This window comes from Schaalia canis (genome assembly GCF_003858455.1).
Classification (GTDB): Bacteria; Actinomycetota; Actinomycetes; order Actinomycetales; family Actinomycetaceae; genus Pauljensenia; species Pauljensenia canis.
Genome location: NZ_RQZF01000003.1, coordinates 95890 through 114635 on the forward strand (window position 1 = coordinate 95890; position 18746 = coordinate 114635).

General features: G+C 57.8%; 9 protein-coding genes and 1 riboswitch. All 9 genes read right to left on the bottom strand.

Going from position 1 to position 18746, the window contains the following annotated elements; translation table 11 throughout:
- Positions 1-81: 81 nt before the first annotated feature.
- The 9 genes from EII11_RS04480 to glyA all read right to left on the bottom strand — a co-directional run bounded on the left by EII11_RS04480 (position 82) and on the right by glyA (position 18562).
- Positions 82-1815, bottom strand: coding sequence for a serine/threonine-protein kinase (locus EII11_RS04480; RefSeq protein WP_124869214.1), 1734 nt, complete (start codon positions 1813-1815; stop codon positions 82-84).
- On the bottom strand, positions 1815-3512 hold the full coding sequence (locus EII11_RS04485; protein WP_124869216.1) for an FHA domain-containing protein: 1698 nt from the start codon (positions 3510-3512) through the stop codon (positions 1815-1817). The genes EII11_RS04480 and EII11_RS04485 overlap by 1 nt, the downstream gene beginning before the upstream one ends.
- Before the next feature lie 74 nt (positions 3513-3586).
- The gene (locus EII11_RS04490) at positions 3587-5008 is read right to left on the bottom strand and encodes an RDD family protein (RefSeq protein WP_165867062.1); all 1422 of its coding nucleotides are present in this window, start codon (positions 5006-5008) and stop codon (positions 3587-3589) included.
- Positions 5001-7472 (bottom strand): transglutaminase TgpA family protein, encoded by a 2472-nt coding sequence (locus EII11_RS04495; protein WP_124869222.1) that lies wholly within the window; start codon positions 7470-7472, stop codon positions 5001-5003. The genes EII11_RS04490 and EII11_RS04495 overlap by 8 nt, the downstream gene beginning before the upstream one ends.
- Entirely contained in the window at positions 7469-8776 is a 1308-nt protein-coding gene (locus tag EII11_RS04500; RefSeq protein ID WP_124869225.1) for a DUF58 domain-containing protein, read from the bottom strand. Before EII11_RS04500 ends, EII11_RS04495 begins: the two co-directional genes overlap by 4 nt.
- A 2-nt stretch (positions 8777-8778) precedes the next feature.
- Positions 8779-9744 (bottom strand): AAA family ATPase, encoded by a 966-nt coding sequence (locus EII11_RS04505; RefSeq protein WP_124869228.1) that lies wholly within the window; start codon positions 9742-9744, stop codon positions 8779-8781.
- A gap of 39 nt (positions 9745-9783) precedes the next feature.
- On the bottom strand, positions 9784-16011 hold the full coding sequence (locus tag EII11_RS04510; RefSeq protein WP_124869231.1) for an Ig-like domain-containing protein: 6228 nt from the start codon (positions 16009-16011) through the stop codon (positions 9784-9786).
- Between the two features lie 365 nt (positions 16012-16376).
- The gene (locus EII11_RS04515; RefSeq protein WP_124869234.1) at positions 16377-17276 is read right to left on the bottom strand and encodes a bifunctional methylenetetrahydrofolate dehydrogenase/methenyltetrahydrofolate cyclohydrolase; all 900 of its coding nucleotides are present in this window, start codon (positions 17274-17276) and stop codon (positions 16377-16379) included.
- A complete protein-coding gene (gene glyA / locus EII11_RS04520) occupies positions 17273-18562 on the bottom strand; it encodes a serine hydroxymethyltransferase (protein ID WP_124869238.1) in 1290 nt (429 codons plus the stop codon). The genes EII11_RS04515 and glyA overlap by 4 nt, the downstream gene beginning before the upstream one ends.
- Positions 18563-18603: 41 nt before the next feature.
- A riboswitch (ZMP/ZTP riboswitch) is annotated at positions 18604-18688 on the bottom strand.
- Positions 18689-18746 lie beyond the last annotated feature (58 nt).

Below are 18746 nucleotides of genomic sequence, written 5' to 3' on the forward strand. Positions count from 1 at the left end.
AAACGCCTTGCTCAACCGTACAACGATGTTGCGGCACAGGTGTAGCCGCGCTTCTGATGTGGCACTCCGCGTCGAGCCAATCTAGGGCGTCTCAACACATCCAACAACGGGAGCGGAGTTCTTTCCAGCACCCTTTGCAGGCACCACGACAACTTCCAGACAGGTTCGTCCCTTTACCGGATCCACGGTCGCTTCAGGGCTTCGTGTGCGCCGCACCTGATGCTCTTCAAGGGGGTCACTCACGCGGAAGAGATAGATCACTTCACCATCTTGACGGTCCCACGTAAAGCGCACGCCTGTGTCAGTGACTTCACCGCGAAGCCCCGTCACAGGCGTCGCCGTTTCTTCCACAGGCAGTTCAAAGGAGGGCTCTTGGTCGGTAGGGCCCGAGGGCGTGAGAGTTCCTTGGATCGTCGCCCAGATACCCCAGCCAGCAAGTGCGCTCAAAGCAATAAGCAAGGCACCGACGAGGCCTCGTGAAAGATAGGAGAGTTTGCGGGGTTCCACGTTCCCGCGCGTGCTGAAGACGAGGCTTTCGTCGGGCAGGGTGCCCGTTTGGGTGCTCCAGATCTGGCTCGTGTCCTCACCTGACCGTGAGGCACTGGTGACTTCCTCGACCTGTGCGCCAAGGTGAGGGATGGCGGGCGGGGAGGCGTAGTGTCGTCTATCGCTTGTCGTCTCGACAGGTGCGGGAGAGGTCCCACTGGTCGGCTTCTGCGTGCTAGCCGGCGGGGCCTGTGGGACGTCGTAAACACCCGCTTGAGGTTTCTCCTCGTGCGGTTCCGCCAGCGGTGGAGGCGCTGCAGGTGGCGTTGCTGGCGAGGTTGCCGCCTCGGGTGTTGGGGTCGGGTCGTGACGTTCGGCTGCCTTTTGGCGCAGGTCAATAGCGAGCAGAGGGCGTGCCCGAGTACGGTCCTCGTCGTCGATAGTGACCGACAGGACCGATTCAGTTTCAAGGACGTCGAAATGTGTGGGACGTTGGTGCATATCCGCTTGGACATGCTGGAGGGCGATCGCCAGATCCATCGCTGAAGGGTAGCGATGGCTAGGATCCTTAGACATCCCAATAGAGAGGACGCGTTCAAGTTCCTCGGGAACGTCCTGTCGGCCAATGCTGGGAACCGGCGAGCGGAGCACTCGTGAAAGCAGTGCAACCTCGCTGTTGTCTCCGCCGGGAATTTCAAAGGGAGAGCGTCCCGTGAGCATCGTGTAGATCGTCGCTGACAGCGAGTACACGTCCATAGCGGGGCTGAAAGGACCAACGCCGTTTTGTTGTTCGGGCGATGCCCAAGGAATGGAGAACCCTCCCCCGCCGAGGCGTTTCGTTTGATCCGTTGCCACGGCAACACCAAAGTCGGTGAGGACGGGGTGCCCGAATTGAGTGATGAGGATATTGGAGGGTTTGATGTCTCGGTGGAGGATATTTGCCCGGTGGAGGGTTTCCACTGCGCCGGCAATTCTGATGCCCATGTCCAGCACTCGTGGAACGGGCAGAGGACGTTTCCTGGCACGCTGCCCGAGGTTGGGTGGCGGGCAGTACTCCATCATGAGGTAGGGGCGACCGTCTGAGCTGACTCCTGCTCCATAGACAGACAGGATCGATGGGTGCGCGGACATGCTTGCCATAAGGTTCGCTTCGGCTTCAAAGGCAACATTTTGTTCCGACGTTGCCTCGTGTCGAAGAACCTTGACAGCGATGTTGCGCTGAGGAATGTCCTGTTTGTAAAGGAATACGTCAGCGAAGCCGCCACTACCCAAGTGGCTCATGTAGGCAGCATTGGGTAGTGGCGGCGGGTCCAGACGGCGTCGAGCCATCAGTACTCCAATCGAATGGTGATGGATTCTCCTAAGTCAATAGTGTCACCATTACGGAGGATCACTGGGAATGCCTCGCCCACACGCAGAGGTTCTTGGCCCTCGCGGGTGAGGAAGGTGCCGTTGTTGGATCCCAGGTCACGGATGCGGATGTCCCACCCATCAACGCGGATCTCACAGTGGTTGCGTGAGATTTCGCGGTTGGGGCTTGGCAGGGTCACCAGACGTGGTTCAAGACGTCCCTCTTGGTGTTTGGCTGAGGGGCGGCGTCCGACCACCACATCACGATCCAGTGAAACCACTTCACCTGTCGAGAAGATCAACGAGCCAAGCGGGGGGCGCGGTACGCGCACCAGATTGCGGCTCATCGGCTTTTCGCAGACGCGACATTGTTTGACGTGGGTGGGGTTCGGATGCCCGTCTTCACAGAGGATGGCGAGGATCTGAGGAACCTCGTCAGTGCTGTGAGGATCGCTCACGGTTGCTCCCGTAACCATGACGGTGTCACCTGCATGATCCCCGAAATCACCATTGTCCTCGGGCGAGGACTGGGTATCAGCAGGAATGAACTCCTGCGGAACCGAATCGATGAAGAACTTCCCGGAGGTGAACTCTGCTGGGTACTCCTCTGAAATATTCGTCGGTGTCGCGCCGAAGGCAGACTCCTCATGAACAGCGTCTTCTGTCGTGGCTGAAACGTCGGCTCCCGTGATCATTTCGGGGACTTCTTCACCCTCAACGCGTGCTTCGTCGGCGTGGTCGCCTGTCGCGTCAACGATCTCAACGGCTTCAGCGGACTCAACGACGGCGGGTTCCTCGTCAAAAATAGCGACGTGGTCGATCACCTCGGCAACGGGAGGCGGCGCATGAGACTGCTCTTCATTAGTGGCGTCAACCTCAAGCGAGGGTACGACCTCTTCCCCGACAGAGGCGTCCTCCGTAGGGGCGGCTTCCTCAACAGGCGTTTCGACGGCAGGAAGAGGCTCAGGCTCTGGTGGTGTCTCCAGGGCTTCAGGCTCTGGGAGAGCAGCTTCCTCCCTACGGTCTTCCGTTGGCGTCACGTCAAGCAGTTCACCTGACGGGAGTCCGTCAACGGGAGTGATCGGGTCGGTGTCACCGATGAGATCAACAGGCTCTGCATCGTGTTCTTCCGAAACGATGTGCGGCGCATCGGCGGCGTTGTTGGAAATATCAGGGAGAATATCAGCGGATAACTCCGCTGTGTCTCCCTCCTTATCTGAAGAGCCGGAGCTCTCGGTGCCGAAGCTCAGCGTGTGCACAGGAAGCACGCCGCTGCTTGCTGCCCACTCGGTTGCTACCGGGTCAATGGCAGCAAGGGTGGAACGAATGCGCCAGCCTTCAGCACGAATGTCGCGCTGTTCGGACCAGGTAATCAGCGAGGCGCCCGAGATCGTCTGCGAGTGTCCTCCCATGTGCAGGTCAATGTCGAAGCTACCGCGGACAGCAATGTGTTCCGAATCCCCATTGTGAATCATCACGACGAAGCTGGGCAGCGACTCAAGGTCTGCGTTAGAGGCTGCGGTGATCTCTTGCAGGATGCGGCCCAGTCCAGCATCGGAGTTCAGCATCTCCCACAAACGGTGGGCGAGCTGTTCGTAGCCATTTTCGAGGACAACAACGCCACCGGGCGCAATTGCCGCCGGCGCCGAGCCGATGGTCCATTTCCAGTTCTTCATGTCTACCTTCCTAGGGTTGGTGGGCGTGTGAGCCCGATAGTGGTCTGTATTGTCCGCAGCTTCGCGGATGAGTTCTACCCGCCAATCACAAAGGTGCGGCGGCCGAATATGACAGAGGATCCTGCTTCAGCTAGTTCAGGTGTTCCCGGTGTGAGCGCACGCGATTCTCCTGTTGGAGGCGCAATGCGTGTGCCGTTGGTTGAGTGGAGGTCTTCCACCATCACAGCATCGCCTTGAACGGCGACCTTCAAATGAGTCTTTGACACTGAGCGACTGGGATCCATAACAGAGAGGCGACGCACATGCGTTTCCTCTTCTGGAAGTACGGGGTCACGGCCGATGATGGCTTCACCCACGAGATCAATACTGGTTCCATCGTCAAAAACAAGACGGATCGAACCTACCGGACGGAAACCAAGAGTCCTTTCGAGAACTCCAAACCCTTCATCGCCCTCTTGTGCGGCAACTGCGGCCATCAAAGGCACGCCGCGTACCGTCGTCAGGTCAATATCAGGTTCAAGTTCAACCTCGAAGGAGGCTGGCGTGCTCTTCTCCTCCTCAGGAGCAGAGGGGGCGAAGGTGGGAACAACAGGCTCAAACGAGGACGAATCGTTATTTACCTGTGCGGGCGCGTCTACCTCCGAAGGCATTGCGCTACTGAGCAGGGAGGACACATCCCGATCCTCAACGATCTTTTGAGCCTGCTCGAGAGAATGACGAATGTCGTCATAGTCTCGGGACATTTCAATGGGGATGGATGTCACCGGCGCTGGATCTGTCCCCATCTCTTCAGCGGGTGCGCCAATTGCCGGCACGTCACCAATGACGCTGACGTCCTGGGCGACGACCTCATGAGGGCGGGCACTCAGGGCGTAGCGGCGATCGTTGCTTTGATCTGTCGGGCTTCCTTGAGAGCGATCGTAGCGGCGACGCCTGTGCGCCGCATTGCGTCCCAAGGTCGCTGACGGGTCAGTCCCCTCTCCAAGATGGATGGTGAGGGTTCCGCAGACGCGGTCAAACCATGTCCGATTGACCTCCCCCTGAGAGGTCAGCCACACGACGAGGGGGAAAAGACCTGCGCTGAGAAGACCACTGACGAGTTCAAAGGCGAACTTTCGGATGGAGCTACTTCCACCGCGAGTACCATCATCAAGACGGATCCAACGGATCGAAGCAATCTTCATTCCGGGTGTTTGTCCCTCACGGCTCACCCAGTACAGGCTCGTGAAGGCGTATGCGCCAACGAGGATGATACCGAAGATCGGCCAAAAGACGACAAGTACCGCGTTCCATCCCTGGTCGGGCATCGAGGCAATGCCCGGGTGAACAGTCAGCAGGATTCTCGGAATACCGAAGATGATGACGAAGCCGACAACGTACACAAGGATGTCAACGAGCTTTGCTTTCACTCGGGGGCTGTTGCCTGCTGCGACTGCTCCATCCAGGTGCTCGGGGACCACGACGGGAATGCGGCCTTGGACCTTCATTTCAGCCATTGTGGTTCCTCCTGCGGGATGTGGTGACGGCAGAGACACTACCATTCCCGCCGCGTTTGTGTGCGGCTTTGAGTTGAGCAATCAATTTTTTCTCTCGCCGTCTGCGGTTGCGCCGACGTCCTGCACGCATACGCAAGGCTTTTGTTGAGAAGGTTCCTCCGAGGCGTTGACGCCAGGATGCGCGCTTACGCAAAGATTTAATAACTTCGATGCTGCGTGCCCACATGTCATCACACTGGTTGCTACTCACTCGGGGCGCACTGAATACAGCGCGATCAAGTTCGTCTGCGAGTGTTTCCAACTCAGAGCGCTGCGCGTCATAGGCAACGAAAGTCAGCTCAGGATCCTTCGTCGTCTCATCGTGAGCTTCAGCAGTAAGCTGACGCTCAATCCACTGAGCCTGACGAGGGCGGGAAACCCCCATTGAGACTTCGATACCAAGGTCGGTGACTCGGTCCACCACTTCATCCCAAGCGGCAGCGGCACGTAGGTCTTCCCTCTTGCGACGGCGACGCACAAGCCTCATAACGCTCTTGATAAGCACAATGACGATGAAGGGTAGCAGCACTATCGAGATGCCCGCACCAATCTTGACGATGAGAAGCAGAAGTTCTCCCCATCCGTTGTCTTCGGGTTCGTCGTCATCCTCCGGATCTTCGACGGACTCCGGGGGAACCTCAGCAGGTTCCTCAGGCGGCTCTGGAGGCTGAATGACCAGGGGACGGGGATTTGGCTTGGGCTTGGGCACTTCTGTTTGCGGCACTTGATCCTTGGGAGGGGTCGGATCGAAAGGCACCCATCCAGCGCCGCGGAAAGGAACCTCAACCCACACGTGGGTGTCTTTACCCGTTATAGGGATGGGGCCGTCGGTGTAGGTCTCAGGATAAAAACCCATCACCACTCGAGAAGGAATACCCAAGGAGCGCAACATTAACGCCATAGCTGGCGCGTATTGGTCGTCGTCACCCACCATCTGCGGTGCTTCGAGGAAGGCTGCAAGCCGATCAGAACGATGTCCTGGGAGTGAGTTTCCTGACAGTCCATCGGAATAGAAGCCATCGTCATGCAGGCGCTGTTGCAGAGCGCGTACCTGCTCAATTCCGGCGTTCTTTCCTTCAGTCAGTAGTTGCGCTGTGTCATGAACGCTTTCGGGGACATAGAGGTCGTCAGGAAGAGGAACCTTCTCAAAGGGCTTGTCTTGCAGTTTGGCATCGGCCCATGGCTTGGGTAGAACGCTTACTGAACGGTAGGCGACACCATCACCAAGAGGGCGGACGCTCAAGGCCGTGGCCAGTTCTTCAGAGTAGAACAGTGCTGACGCGAGCGAGTCAATGTCTCCGGCCGTGTACTCAAGCGAGCGCACCTGGCCTCCGGTGGGCAGCCAATTTCCCTCGTAGTTGGCAAGGGCGAAGGTCAGGGTTCGCGTTTCGCTTCCCTCTGGCAGTGCAACATCAGTGAAGTCGCGGCCCACATGACGGAAACTCTTTGCACCTTCCTCACCGCTCGTTTTAAAGATCGTGCCATCGTAGAAGTCGAGGGTGGCTATGCGAATGCGCTCATCCTTCCCGAGGCCTTCAACGGTGAAAAGCGCGGTATCGGCCTCCTGGGTATTCCACGCCCGGAAGAACGCCAAAGGAGAATGGTATTCGTGCAGGTCCAGCGGCGGATCAACGTAGTCTCGAAGCACCAGCCTGTGGTCCGTAGGCAGTAGTGGAACGACTAGGGCGGCCGTCACGGCAGCGAGGATCACGACCACCGCGCCGCGGGTGCGCTGCAAGTGGGCGGACTGGTTGGCGTTGTTCACGAAGGTGACGGAACTGTGATCGTCCGCGTGACGGCGACGGTTGCTGATTTCAACCGTCCACACCCAGGCAATAATGCTGCCCACAATACCTATAGCGAGGGCGTAACTCGCGCGCTGTGAGCCCCACAGAATCCCAATGGTGGCAAAAACAACGATGGGCAGTATCGCCCATGAACGTTTCTGGGTGCGCACCACGATCGTGACGCTAACAAAGGCAGCTACGAGTCCCGACAGGTAAGGGACGACCGTCATGCCGGAGAATGCTTCAGCCGGTGGCTGGATGGTCAGGAGGTCTTTCCAGGCTGTGACCGAACCAGTGACCAGCGCGCGGATGGAAGCGAGTGTGGGGAAAACGCCTCGCGTAAGAGTGTCAGGTAGAGCGATATATGGCCCCGCAGCAAGGTATCCAGCGATGAGAACCAGGGTGCTCATGGCGGGACCGAATTGAGCGCGGGCAGCGATCAGGGCGCATAGGAAGCCAACTCCGACACCGCCTGATGCCGCAATATACCCGGAGCTGTCCCCGAATACATCCCCGTGCGTTACTCCGGCAATGAGAAGAAGGACAAGGACTAACGCCAGGTCTATGACAAGGTATCGACGATGTTGTTTCTTGTCAGTTCCCGATGTTGTCAGGTAGAAGGTTGGGACTGTGTTCATCCTGCTACCTTCCTCATTGCGGTTTCGAGCGCATCAAGATCGGGTAGTCCTAAAACGGGGACACCCGCGATCGTTCGAGATTCCAGCTCAGTGTTGGGGGTGATCCGCAACGCTGCTATCAAGAGGGATACGGGGAGCTTCACCAGGGCCGAATGCAAGTCGGAGATCGATGTGCGCGATCCTGTCACAATAATGACGACTGAGGCTTGCGGAACTTCAGTAAGCGCACGGTGGGTGAAACTCACAAGGCGTTCAGCCACACTGAGCCGTTCAATACCGGCAAGCGCGTCTAGGGCGTGGACGGCGGTCGGTGTTTTGAGGCGGCCGCCTTGGGTGACGATGGAGGTTTCTTTCGAGTCTCCCATGGTGACACGCACGAGGGAGGCCACTGCGGAGACTCCTAATTCAAATTCGTAGTCGTCTTCCCAGGCTTCCTCATCAAGGTCAAAGACAATAAGTAGGTGCGCACGGCGGGTTTCTTCGAACTGACGGACCATCAGTGTGTTGGTACGCGCCGTTGTCTTCCAGTGAATGTTGCGCCGGTCATCGCCGGGCGCGTAGTCACGCAAGGCGTGGAAGGAGACATCCGTTGAGGACAGATCCTGAGTGGTTGCTCCTTCGACGTCTCGGATGAAACCAACAGCGGACGAGGATATGCGCACAGTTCGTGGGTGGACAAAAAGGTCAAGCACTTCTGATGAGGCCTTGGCGTGTAGAAGCAAGCCGAGGGCGTCACCTCGTACACAGCGAGCGGGTCCGACAGTGACGACACCGCGACGATAGGTGGAGATAGCGAAAGCTTCACGATGCTCTTCACCTGCAGCAAGGCGGGGGGCAGTGAAGGAGGCGATCGCCTCTCCGACTCTCAGGTCAATGCGGGTCGTACCAAACGCACGATTAGTGGGGTTAATGACGGTGACCTCTCCAAGGGCGTGTTCTCCTGCAACGACGCGTTGCCGTTCCAGGGAGACCTCGACTTGTTGACCTCCGCGACCAACGGAAGAAAGGACGCCCAAGAGGAAGATCATGAGGGAGAGGACACCCGTGGCGATGGCCTCGGTCCACGACAGGTACAGTCCGATACTGAGGCTCAAAAGCGCGGACCACCAGACTGCCCATCCCAGACGTGTAATCGCCACACCAATGGGTCGCAGTCGGCCAACGACAGGGATGCGTTCGAAAGACTGCCCTGCGGCAGACCATGCGCGCGCCAGTCTATCCTTCTGTGCCTGCGCCTTCAGGCGCATGCGAGCACGGAAGGAGAGATCATCACGACGATGGCGAGCAAGACTCGAACGCGTCACTATTAGCCCCTTGCAGTGGGTGCGTCGACGGCCTTCAAGGCCGCCGCAATCACAGCTTCACGAGTGGCACCGCCAAATTCGGCGTCGGGATCAAGGACCAGACGGTGTGCCCATACTCGTTGGGCGAGGCTTTGAACATCGTCGGGAGTAACGTAGTTGCGCCCCTGGGCCATTGCCCACACGCGAGCCGCACGCATCATGCCAATCGCACCACGAGTGGACACACCAATACGGACTGTGGGATCCATGCGGGTTACTTCGCACAGGCTTTGCACATAGCTGGCAATAGCGGGGTCGACATGGTTTCCGGCGGCCAAATCAGCCATTTCTGAAACGGCTTGCGTTGAGACGACTGGCTTCAAGCGGGTAGATCGATCGGGTGCAGCAGAGCCGAGAATGATGGATACGCCTGCATCGTGATCGGGGTATCCCAGTTCGGTTTTCATGAGGAAACGGTCAAGCTGAGCTTCAGGCAACTTATAGGTACCCGCCTGCTCCACCGGGTTCTGGGTAGCGATCACCATGAAGGGCCGACCCGTCTCATGACGCACACCATCAACAGTCACCCGGGACTCTTCCATCACCTCCAGCAAAGCCGACTGGGTCTTCGGCGAGGCACGGTTAATCTCATCGGCCAGCACGATCGACGCAAAGATCGGGCCCTTATGGAAATTCCAAGCCCCGCTTCTTTGGTCGTAGATGGTCACGCCCGTAATGTCTGAGGGCAACAGGTCAGGGGTGAACTGGATACGAGCATGCGTGCCTTGAACGGTGGCAGCAATGGCCCGCGCAAGAGCAGTCTTACCCGTGCCAGGGGCATCTTCAAGCAGCAGGTGCCCCTCTGCGAACATACAGGTCAAGGCCAGCCGAATAACTTCTTCCTTACCCAGAACCGCCTGGGAGACGTTCTTGGTGATACGGGTGAAGGAGTCAGCAAACCACTGTGCTTTTTCCACTGTTGTTGTCATGGACCTTACTTTCTCTCTATCTGGGAAGACCACTGCACGTTAGTGGACCCAGATATGCGGTTGGCCGTCGATGGAGTAGAGCTGGACGGAGAAATTCTCGTTGGGCGCCTGGTATTGATACGGGTTACCTGGGCAGTAGAAGTTGAAGCCTCCTAATCCGGAAAATTGAACCAGTAGCGGATGGCTGGGGAATCGCGGATGGGGAGCCATCCCAAGGAAGTTACCAGGATTGTGGAACGATTCACCCCAGTTGGCCTGGTCCTCGGATGCGGCATTCCAGCAGTAAATCTTGTACTGACCTGACGGAAGGTTATCTCCGCTGTAGGTAAGCCTTGCGTAGGGCCAGCGCACGCTGAGGTTGAAGGCCAAATTCCCGTCACCAGGCGGATTAGCCCCACCCGGGGGATTTTCACCGCCGGGAGGATTGCCACCACCCGGGGGATCCGGTGTCGGACCAGGCGGTTCAGGCTCAGGCTCTGGTTCTGGCGGCGGAGGCGGTGGCGGAGCATCCGAGGTTGCCGATGCACAGTTGTGTACAGCTTGGTTCACCGAGTCTCTCTGCGTGAACTCAATGCACAGGCGCACAGGAGTTGAGGGTTCAACTGGGAAGTTCTGCTCGCCTTGTGCGGCTACTTCTCGCGTGGCATGACCGAGCAAACGGTAGGTTCCTGAGCGTCCGTTCTCGTTTCCGCCCTGCCACTTACAGTAGACATGCTTGTCGCCACCCCTACAGCTGATGTTAGGAGCTTGAGGAGGGCCGTAGGGTGTCGCTGAATTGGACGTTACGGTTTCCGAAGCTACCGCTTGCCCATTTCTCGTGCCGACAGCTCGCAGGGAGACCGTCTGAGCTGTTCCGTTTGTCCACGAATGGCTTTTAAGAACATCCTCCGTGTAGGGGAGCCAGTTTTGCCCGTTATTCCATTCATAGTTCAACTCATCCGGTTTCCAGCCGGCACCGCCGGGGCTTCTCTCCCAGCTCAGTCGTAGCTCATTGTCTCTTCCCGTTGGAGCAAGGGACAAAATCTTGGGCGGAGCAGGGCGACCGTACACCCAGATCGATACCGATGCGGCTGTTGACGTCGATTCGTCGGGTTTTGATCGGTTATTCGTCGCCGTGACTGTGAAGGAGACTTGCTGTGTTGGGAAGCCCGGCAATTCGATTGTGGTCGACACTGCCGGGGCGTCGACGGTCTTGACGATATCGCCAGAACGGACAGTGTAGTACTCAACGGCGCGACCGTTGTTAGACGAGGGACGCCAGCTCACAGAGATTACCGGCTTATCACTTGGCGCCGCTGCGCCAAGATTGGCATAGGTCGCTTCCAATCCCTCAACCGGACTCGGACGCCCGTAGGGAGTTGCCTTCACGCTGGCAGGCGAAGCAACGGATGTGCCCTGCGCGTTGGTGGCTGTGACTGTGGCAACGTACTCAATGCCATTCGTCAATCCGCTGAACACCGCTGTTTGAGGGCCGTGTCCGGGGCTAACTTGAATAGTCTGGCTACCGTGCGGCGAAAGCGTCACCTCGTAGGACTGGATGGCAGATCCTTCGTTGCGTGGCGGCGACCACGTCACCGTTACTTCGCGATCTCCTGCTTTCACAGACGGCTGAGCGGGAGCTTCTGGCACGACATCAAGTTTGATGCTGACCTGCGCAGACGGATCGGAAGGACCGACCTTATTGTGTGCAACGACCGAGAAAACGTGTTCTTGACCTGGGCGTCGATTCTGAAGGACGCAGGTAGTGACGACTCCACAGTCGATGGTGTCACCCTGGGTGTGGTCGGTGACGACGAAGTGAGTGATCGGCAAGCCTCGTGTGTCTCCTGTCTCCCAGGTGAGACGCACGGCATTTGATGCGGCTGCTTCGGCACGCAGGTTCCTTGGTGCTTCAGGAACGCTTTGAACTGAAACAGAGATCGTGCCCGTAGCCTCGCGAGAGGGATCCTTGGTGGCGTCTCCAACGCGGTAGGTGACAACAAACTTTCCAAAGTAATTGGGAGCAGCTTTAACAGTAATGCGCGTCCCGCTCGCCGTGGCTACGCCACCTTCGCTTGCCTGCGGCTGTCCGATGAGGCTAAGGGGGCCCTTTTCTGGCATTGGATTAACGGCATATTCGGCAATGTCGATCTGCTCGCTTGCATCGCCTTCAAGGACAATCTGTGCAGGTGAGATTTGAATCGGGGGCAAGCTTGTTGCCAGAACCGTAATGGGGAACTGGCCACTTGCCGATGCTCCTTGTCCGTCGGTGACAGTGACGGTAAGGGTTCCGATAGGACCTTTTCGCTGTTCGATACCGGTGCTCAGGGTCAGGGTACTACCTGAAAGCTGAGCATTGATTCCGGTCGGAATGTCTGCCAGGTTGTAGGTGAAGGTAGTGGGGCTCTCGCCATCGGGGTCAGAAACCGTTGGCGCGAGATCAACTGTTATGGGGTCTTCACCTGCGCCAACACGCAGGGGCACAGGGCGAATTGTCGGTGGACGGTTCTGTTTTCCAATGACGCGGATTGGCAGGGTGATGAATGCTGTTGCACCCTCGGAGTCATTGATATCAATGCCATCAGTGACTTCAAACGAGATGGAGGTCATTCCAGCGAAGTCAGGTAGAGAGGTGAATGTCAGCGTAGTGGGCGACTTCACGAGGCGCTCACCATTGGCACCGATACCTGCACGAACCTTGTCTTCAGAGGTCAGACGTACACTTCGCCCTTCTCGGGTCACCACGTAGTCATTGATGGAGATGTCAATAGTCTCTCCAGCCTTGACTTCCAGGGTTCGGGGGCGAGTGTCAAGGGTAGGACGTTCATAGGTGAGTCCAGGTACACGGACTACGGCAGAGGCAGTCAGCTTGTCAGCGTCGGTGATGCTGTAGATGAGGAGCTGTTCCTTATCGGTCACCGTCACAGTCACAGTCCGGTCAGAGTTGACTCTGAGATTCCTGTCATTGCTGGCCAGTTCAACGTCGTCAATGAGCCCATCGGGATCCTCATCGTTCAAGAGGACTGGAATGGTGACGGTGCTACCTTCGGCTGCCTGCACCTGCTCAATGGTGACAGTATCGTCTCGCGCGATGGGCACGAGTAGAGGCGCGTCGGGCGTGACTAGGAGAGTCAGTACTCCCTCTGCCTTGCCCCCCACTCCATCAGCGATGCCATAGAGCACGGTATGTCGGGATTCTTGCTGCGGGGCTTTAAGGACAATCCTGCCCGAATGGATCTTCGGGTTGATGAGGTCTGCTGTTGGACTACTCACCGAACCATCAACGAGACGGACGGTGTCTCCGTCAGGATCTGTGTCATTTCCTAAAACATCGACCGCGACCTTCGCTCCCGGCCGGACTCGTACAAGATCTGGCAGAGCAACAGGGTTCTGGTTCAGGGGGGAGCGCTGGACGATACCCACGCGGATGCGCCCAACTGCCGCTAAACCAAGTCGGTCACGCACGCTGTAACTGAAGGTGTCGGTTCCAATAGCATCGGGGCTGGCCTCGTAGTGAATGGTCGTACCTTCAAGGCGTGCTGTCCCTAAGCGTGGTGAACTTGCGAGGCCTTCGATGGTAACGGAATCGCCTTCGGGGTCGATACCATCAAGAGGAATCTTGATGCTTGTCGTTGATCCGGCAAGCGCACGCACGATGATGTCCCGAGGCTTGGGTGCGGTGTTGTCGCCCTCGTCAGTGTCTCGGACGATAAGGTGAACAACCGAGGTGTGGAACTGACCGAAACTATCGACCACGGTGTAGTGGATATCTGCTGCACCAGGGGTGTTGCCACCACGCACTCGCACGACATTGTCAGAAAGGAAAACGGTGGCCATCTCGGGCGGCACATTGTGGTCGAGGACGGGCACAACGCTCAGTTTGAGTCCCGCAGGCGATCGATCATTATCCAGAACGGCAACGCTTCCAACGTCACCAACGCGGACGACGAGGTGGTCGGGTGCGGCCTGAGGTCCTTCGGGAGCTTCGTCTGCCGGGCGGGGGATGACAGTGACCGTTGCAACTGCAAAGGAAGTGCCATTGGATACCGTATAGTCAAAGGTCTGGGGGCCGTCAAGACTGTGCGGGGCTGAGATGCGCACAACGTGATGATTGAGTAGTGCAACTGACAGCGGCGATGTTGCTGGAAGATCGATTTTTTGGACTGCGAGGATACCGCCCGCAGGATCTGAGTCATTCGCAAGAAGATCAACGAGTACATAGCCGCCGGTGGGTAAGACACCGAAATCATCCTCAGCGGAGATACGCAGATCAGATGAGCCGTCAATAACATCAACACGTACGATTCCTGTTGCGGTTGAAGGCCCATCACTCACGATATAGGTGAGGTAGTACGTACCGAGGCGCTCTCCTCCGATGGTGAGAGTACCTTCGTTGCCATCCCAGTCGAGGCTAATGCCGAAGGGAGGTGACGAAACTTGAACAATACGTAGGGGGTCACCATTGGCGTCCGTGTCATTGTCGAGCACTCGGGCGATTGCCGTCTCTCCCTGGCGAACGACCAGATGGTCCACGTTTGCGACAGGGGGAACGTTGTTTTCGCCGCTGACATTCAGGGTAATTTCACCCTTACCAACGTCGCGTCCGTCAGAGACGGAAAGCTCGACGACGGCTTTACCGGGACCATGACCTGCTTCGGTCATATCGATAGTCCCGGTTTCGCGCTGTCGAACGCTAATTCCTTGAGGGGCTACCGCAGACTCAAGGTAGAAAGGGTCTCCGTCAGGGTCGTACCAATTCGCCAGCGCGTTGAAGGTAGCCGTACTCGCAGTGCCGAGGTCAACGGAGGGAACGACCATCTGGACTGGTGCGTGGTTCTCACTATTCTCACGAACGATGAGTTTGACGGTCGCGCGGGCAACTCCACCACGTCCATCATTAACTTCGTAGTCGAAGCTGAGGGTTCCGGTGACTCCGTCGTTAAGTTTGACTTGAAGCGCTGCACCGTATCGGGCGATAGAGACTTCTGCCCCTTCAGGCTGGGTGACCGGTGATGCGGTGAGGAAATCTCCATCCGGATCCGAGTCGTTAAGAATCACCGGCAAGATGTTGGTGCGACCCGGACGAACACCGAACTCATCATTCTCAGCGATGGGAACAGTGTTTTCCTCGGCACGTTCGGGAAGGATAGTCTCCTTCGTGGTATCAACAGAGTCTTCCTCGGACTCTTCTTCGTTCTCGACCTGGGAGTGCACCTGGTCCCAATCTTGAATGAGGATCATGTTGTGGTCAGGAAGCCACAGTGAACCGGACTTGATGTCATTGAGGACAATGACATCGCGGTTCGTGCGGAAGCGCGCTTCTTGGACGCCACTAAGGGAATCGACGAGACTGTGTGAGTCGGCTTCGTCTTTAAGACAGTCGCGGCTGAAGCTTCCAGCTCCTGTCCATGCACCGTAGGCGCAACCTTGGTGCACAACGGGCCTTACGGGGTTGCCGGGAGATTCGTGTTTGTGTGAGAAGGTGATCTCTCCGCCTGCAAGAGGGACGCTCAGGAGACGAGTCGTGTCAGCGAGGATCACGCTGTCAGATTCAGGGCCGGGTTCTTGCAGCGCATAGGTGGATGGCTCCAAAACGCGCTGCTCGCCGTTGGGGAGGTAAAGGGTCGAACGCGCGTGATCGAAAACAACCGGCGTGGAACCGACTGCGGTGAGCGCAAGGTTGGCTTTCTCTCCAAGCTGAGGAAGTTCTCGCACGATGGCGCTGCTTGAGTCACGCCCTGCTGGTACGGAGACGAGCTTCTTGGTCTGGGGAGAGACTGCGTGGACAGCACCGTCAGCGCCAACGAGGGTAACGGCGTTGGGAACGTTATCGATAACGGGAGTGACGTCATCGGGTGAAAACTCGGTAGCGGAAGTGAGCGATTGGGTCCACACCCGTCCAGTGCCTCTATCACTGAGAGCGACGGTACGGCCTCCAGCATTGACATTGAGGTCAGGGAAGGACACCGGGTGAACAATGGAAGAGGTGGCAACGTCAATGGGTGCGAAGGTGTCGTTTTCGGCATCGACAAGGTGAACGCTCTCGCCATTTTGGACGACGTCGAACTCGCTGCTGCTGGTGCGCATAGCGGAGTCAAGAGTGCGGGCGCGGTAGTTCAGGTGCCCGACGAGGTTGAGACTGCTGTTGGTCACCCACACGCCGCCATCGTGGAGGTTCACTTCGGCTGTGTACTGTCCGGGGTTAAGGAGGGCAGCAAAGACGACACTGGTGACACCGATCACGGTCGTCAAGCTCGTCATTTTCTGGATGAGGCGATTTTTCCTCATACCACCCGCCTCCTTCCTCGCACTTTGACAATCAACTCACTATCTCCAAGCACTTTTAATATATGCATACCCAGGAACTAGCCTAGGCGGTTTTAGCAGGCCATGAAAGACAAATGGCTCAGCAATTTCTCAGCTATTTATATACCCTCTTGGAAAGTAATGCATTGCTCCTTTGGTGGGGGCAGCGATCAAAATGGCGAGAATGTGCCGATGATGGCGGGTTCGAGAAGAGCCTCGAGAGAGTTGAGACAGAGTCCTACAAGCGATTACTAAGTATTTTAATTTGTCTGAATGGTTGCCGACTTCACAACAGCGAACGGCAGCCGGGAGCCCTCCACCCCCAGCTGCCGTTCATTCAGCCTTCGCTACTTTTCGAGGCTCCTTTCAGCGGCCTCAACGACGTTTGTCACGAGCAGCGCTCGCGTCATCGGCCCGACGCCACCAGGATTTGGCGACAGCCACGAGGCAACCTCGTCAACTCCATCAGCGACATCACCCTGCAGGCGCGCTTTGCCATCCTCTCCAAGGACTCGGCTAACACCCACATCACAAACAATGGCACCTGGGGCACACATCTGCGGGGTAATGAGGCCGGCGCTACCAGCGGCAGCAACGACAACATCGGCTTGTCGAACCTTTGCTGCCAGATCGCGCGTACCTGTATGGCATAGGGTGACAGTCGCATTGACGCCACGACGAGTCAGCAATAGACCAATCGAGCGCCCCACGGTGACCCCTCGACCAACCACACACACTTCCTTACCGTTGAGATCAATACCGTGGCGTTCCATGAGCTCAATGACTGCGCGGGGTGTGCACGGCAGCGGAGTGTCAATCGGTCCCGACCCACGCAGTACAAGGCGTCCCAGATTCATGGGATGGAGGCCATCAGCGTCCTTCGCCGGATCGATGCGTTCAAGGACAGCATTGGTGTCGATACCTTGAGGCAGGGGAAGCTGGACAATGTATCCGGTGCAGGCAGGGTCGGCGTTAAGTCGATCGATGGCTGCTTCAATGTCGGCTTGGGTTGCGTCGGCTGGTAGGTCGACGCGGATCGATTCAATTCCAACCTCGGCGCAGTCCCGGTGTTTACCGGCGACGTAAGCAATCGAGCCGGGATCTTCACCAACAAGCACTGTGCCCAGGCCAGGAATCACGCCTTGAGCCCGCAGAGCAGCAGTGCGCTCCCGCAGCTCGTTCTTAATGGTGGCAGCCGTCGCTGCGCCGTCAAGAACGCGGGCCGGTCCTTGCCAGGGGGCTTTCACTGGAGCCCCGCGTAGAGGGGGTGTGCGTCCGTGAGCGCCTTCACGCGCGCGCGCAGGCCATCAATGTCGACGTTATTACCTGATGCTCCCTGGACGAGTGCGGTGCCGATAATGTCAGCGACCTCCGCGAAATCAGCAGCGTCAAAGCCTCGCGAGGCGAGCGCGGGCGTTCCAATACGCAGGCCGGAAGTCACTGCCGGCGGACGCGGATCGAAGGGGACAGCGTTGCGGTTAACGGTGATCCCCACTTCATGGAGGAGGTCCTCGGCCTGTTGACCGTTGAGTTCAGAGTTCACCAGATCAACAAGGACAAGGTGAACGTCGGTCCCTCCGGTGACCAGAGTGATCCCGGCCTTCTTCGCATCGTCCGCTCCGAGACGTTCAGCGAGGAGTTGTGCGCCCTCAAGGGTACGACGCTGACGGTCCTTGAAGTCGTCGGTTTGGGCGACCTTCATTGCAATAGCCTTCGCCGCAATGGCGTGCATGAGAGGGCCACCTTGCTGGCCGGGGAAAACGGCCGAGTTCAGTTTCTTCCCCCATTGCTCACCGCGCGCTGACAGAATCATGCCCGAGCGCGGCCCACCTAAAGTCTTATGGACGGTGGTGGTGACAACGTCTGCGTGAGGCAGAGGGTTGGGGTGAAGACCGGCAGCTACCAGGCCAGCAAAGTGTGCCATGTCTACCCAAAGGGCTGCGCCTACTTCGTCGGCAATTTCTCGGAAGGCAGCGAAATCAAGGTGTCGGGGGTAGGCAGACCAGCCGGCAATGATGACCTTGGGGCGTTCGCGCAGGGCCGCTTCGCGTACTGCCTCGGGTTCGATACGCATGGTCTCGCGGTCAACTTCATAGGCCACGGCGTTGTAGTTTTTGCCGGAGAAGTTGATGCGCATACCGTGGGTGAGGTGGCCGCCGTGGGCAAGAGAGAGGCCCAAGATGGTGTCACCAATATTGGCCATTGCCATCAGGGCAGCGGCATTAGCTTGGGCTCCAGCATGGGGTTGGACGTTCACATAGTCGCCACCAAAAACCTGCTTCGCGCGCTCAATGGCGAGGTTTTCTGCTACATCGACATGCTCACAGCCACCGTAGTAGCGGCGGCCAGGGTAACCTTCGGCGTACTTGTTGGTCAGCACCGAACCTTGTGCTTCAAGGACAGCGCGCGGAACGAAGTTCTCCGAGGCAATCATCTCGAGGGTATCGCGCTGGCGACCAAGCTCAGCGTCGAGTACGGCTTGAATTTCTGGATCGAGTTCCGCGAGGGTCATGTCGTTAAGGGCATCGCTCATGTGTGGCTCCTGATGTCATTGTCTACCGGTTTCCCGGTCGAGTTCATGGCCCAGGCGGGCGGCCACAAACCCATTCCTTCGCTCCCCGGTGGTCCCCCACCTAAATCGCCAGTCACGACCTTCTTAGGGTAGCGCAATCTCAAGTCCTTCAGCATGAAAGTATTCACTTGTGAGATGATGTGTT

Excerpts from the sequence above, each read along its gene's own strand:
- EII11_RS04480 (WP_124869214.1), bottom strand. The coding sequence starts at position 1,815 with ATGGCTCGACGCCGTCTGGACCCGCCGCCACTACCCAATGCTGCCTAC.
- EII11_RS04485 (WP_124869216.1), bottom strand. The coding sequence starts at position 3,512 with ATGAAGAACTGGAAATGGACCATCGGCTCGGCGCCGGCGGCAATTGCG.
- EII11_RS04490 (WP_165867062.1), bottom strand. The coding sequence starts at position 5,008 with ATGGCTGAAATGAAGGTCCAAGGCCGCATTCCCGTCGTGGTCCCCGAG.
- EII11_RS04495 (WP_124869222.1), bottom strand. The coding sequence starts at position 7,472 with ATGAACACAGTCCCAACCTTCTACCTGACAACATCGGGAACTGACAAG.
- EII11_RS04505 (WP_124869228.1), bottom strand. The coding sequence starts at position 9,744 with ATGACAACAACAGTGGAAAAAGCACAGTGGTTTGCTGACTCCTTCACC.
- EII11_RS04510 (WP_124869231.1), bottom strand. The coding sequence starts at position 16,011 with ATGAGGAAAAATCGCCTCATCCAGAAAATGACGAGCTTGACGACCGTG.
- glyA (WP_124869238.1), bottom strand. The coding sequence starts at position 18,562 with ATGAGCGATGCCCTTAACGACATGACCCTCGCGGAACTCGATCCAGAA.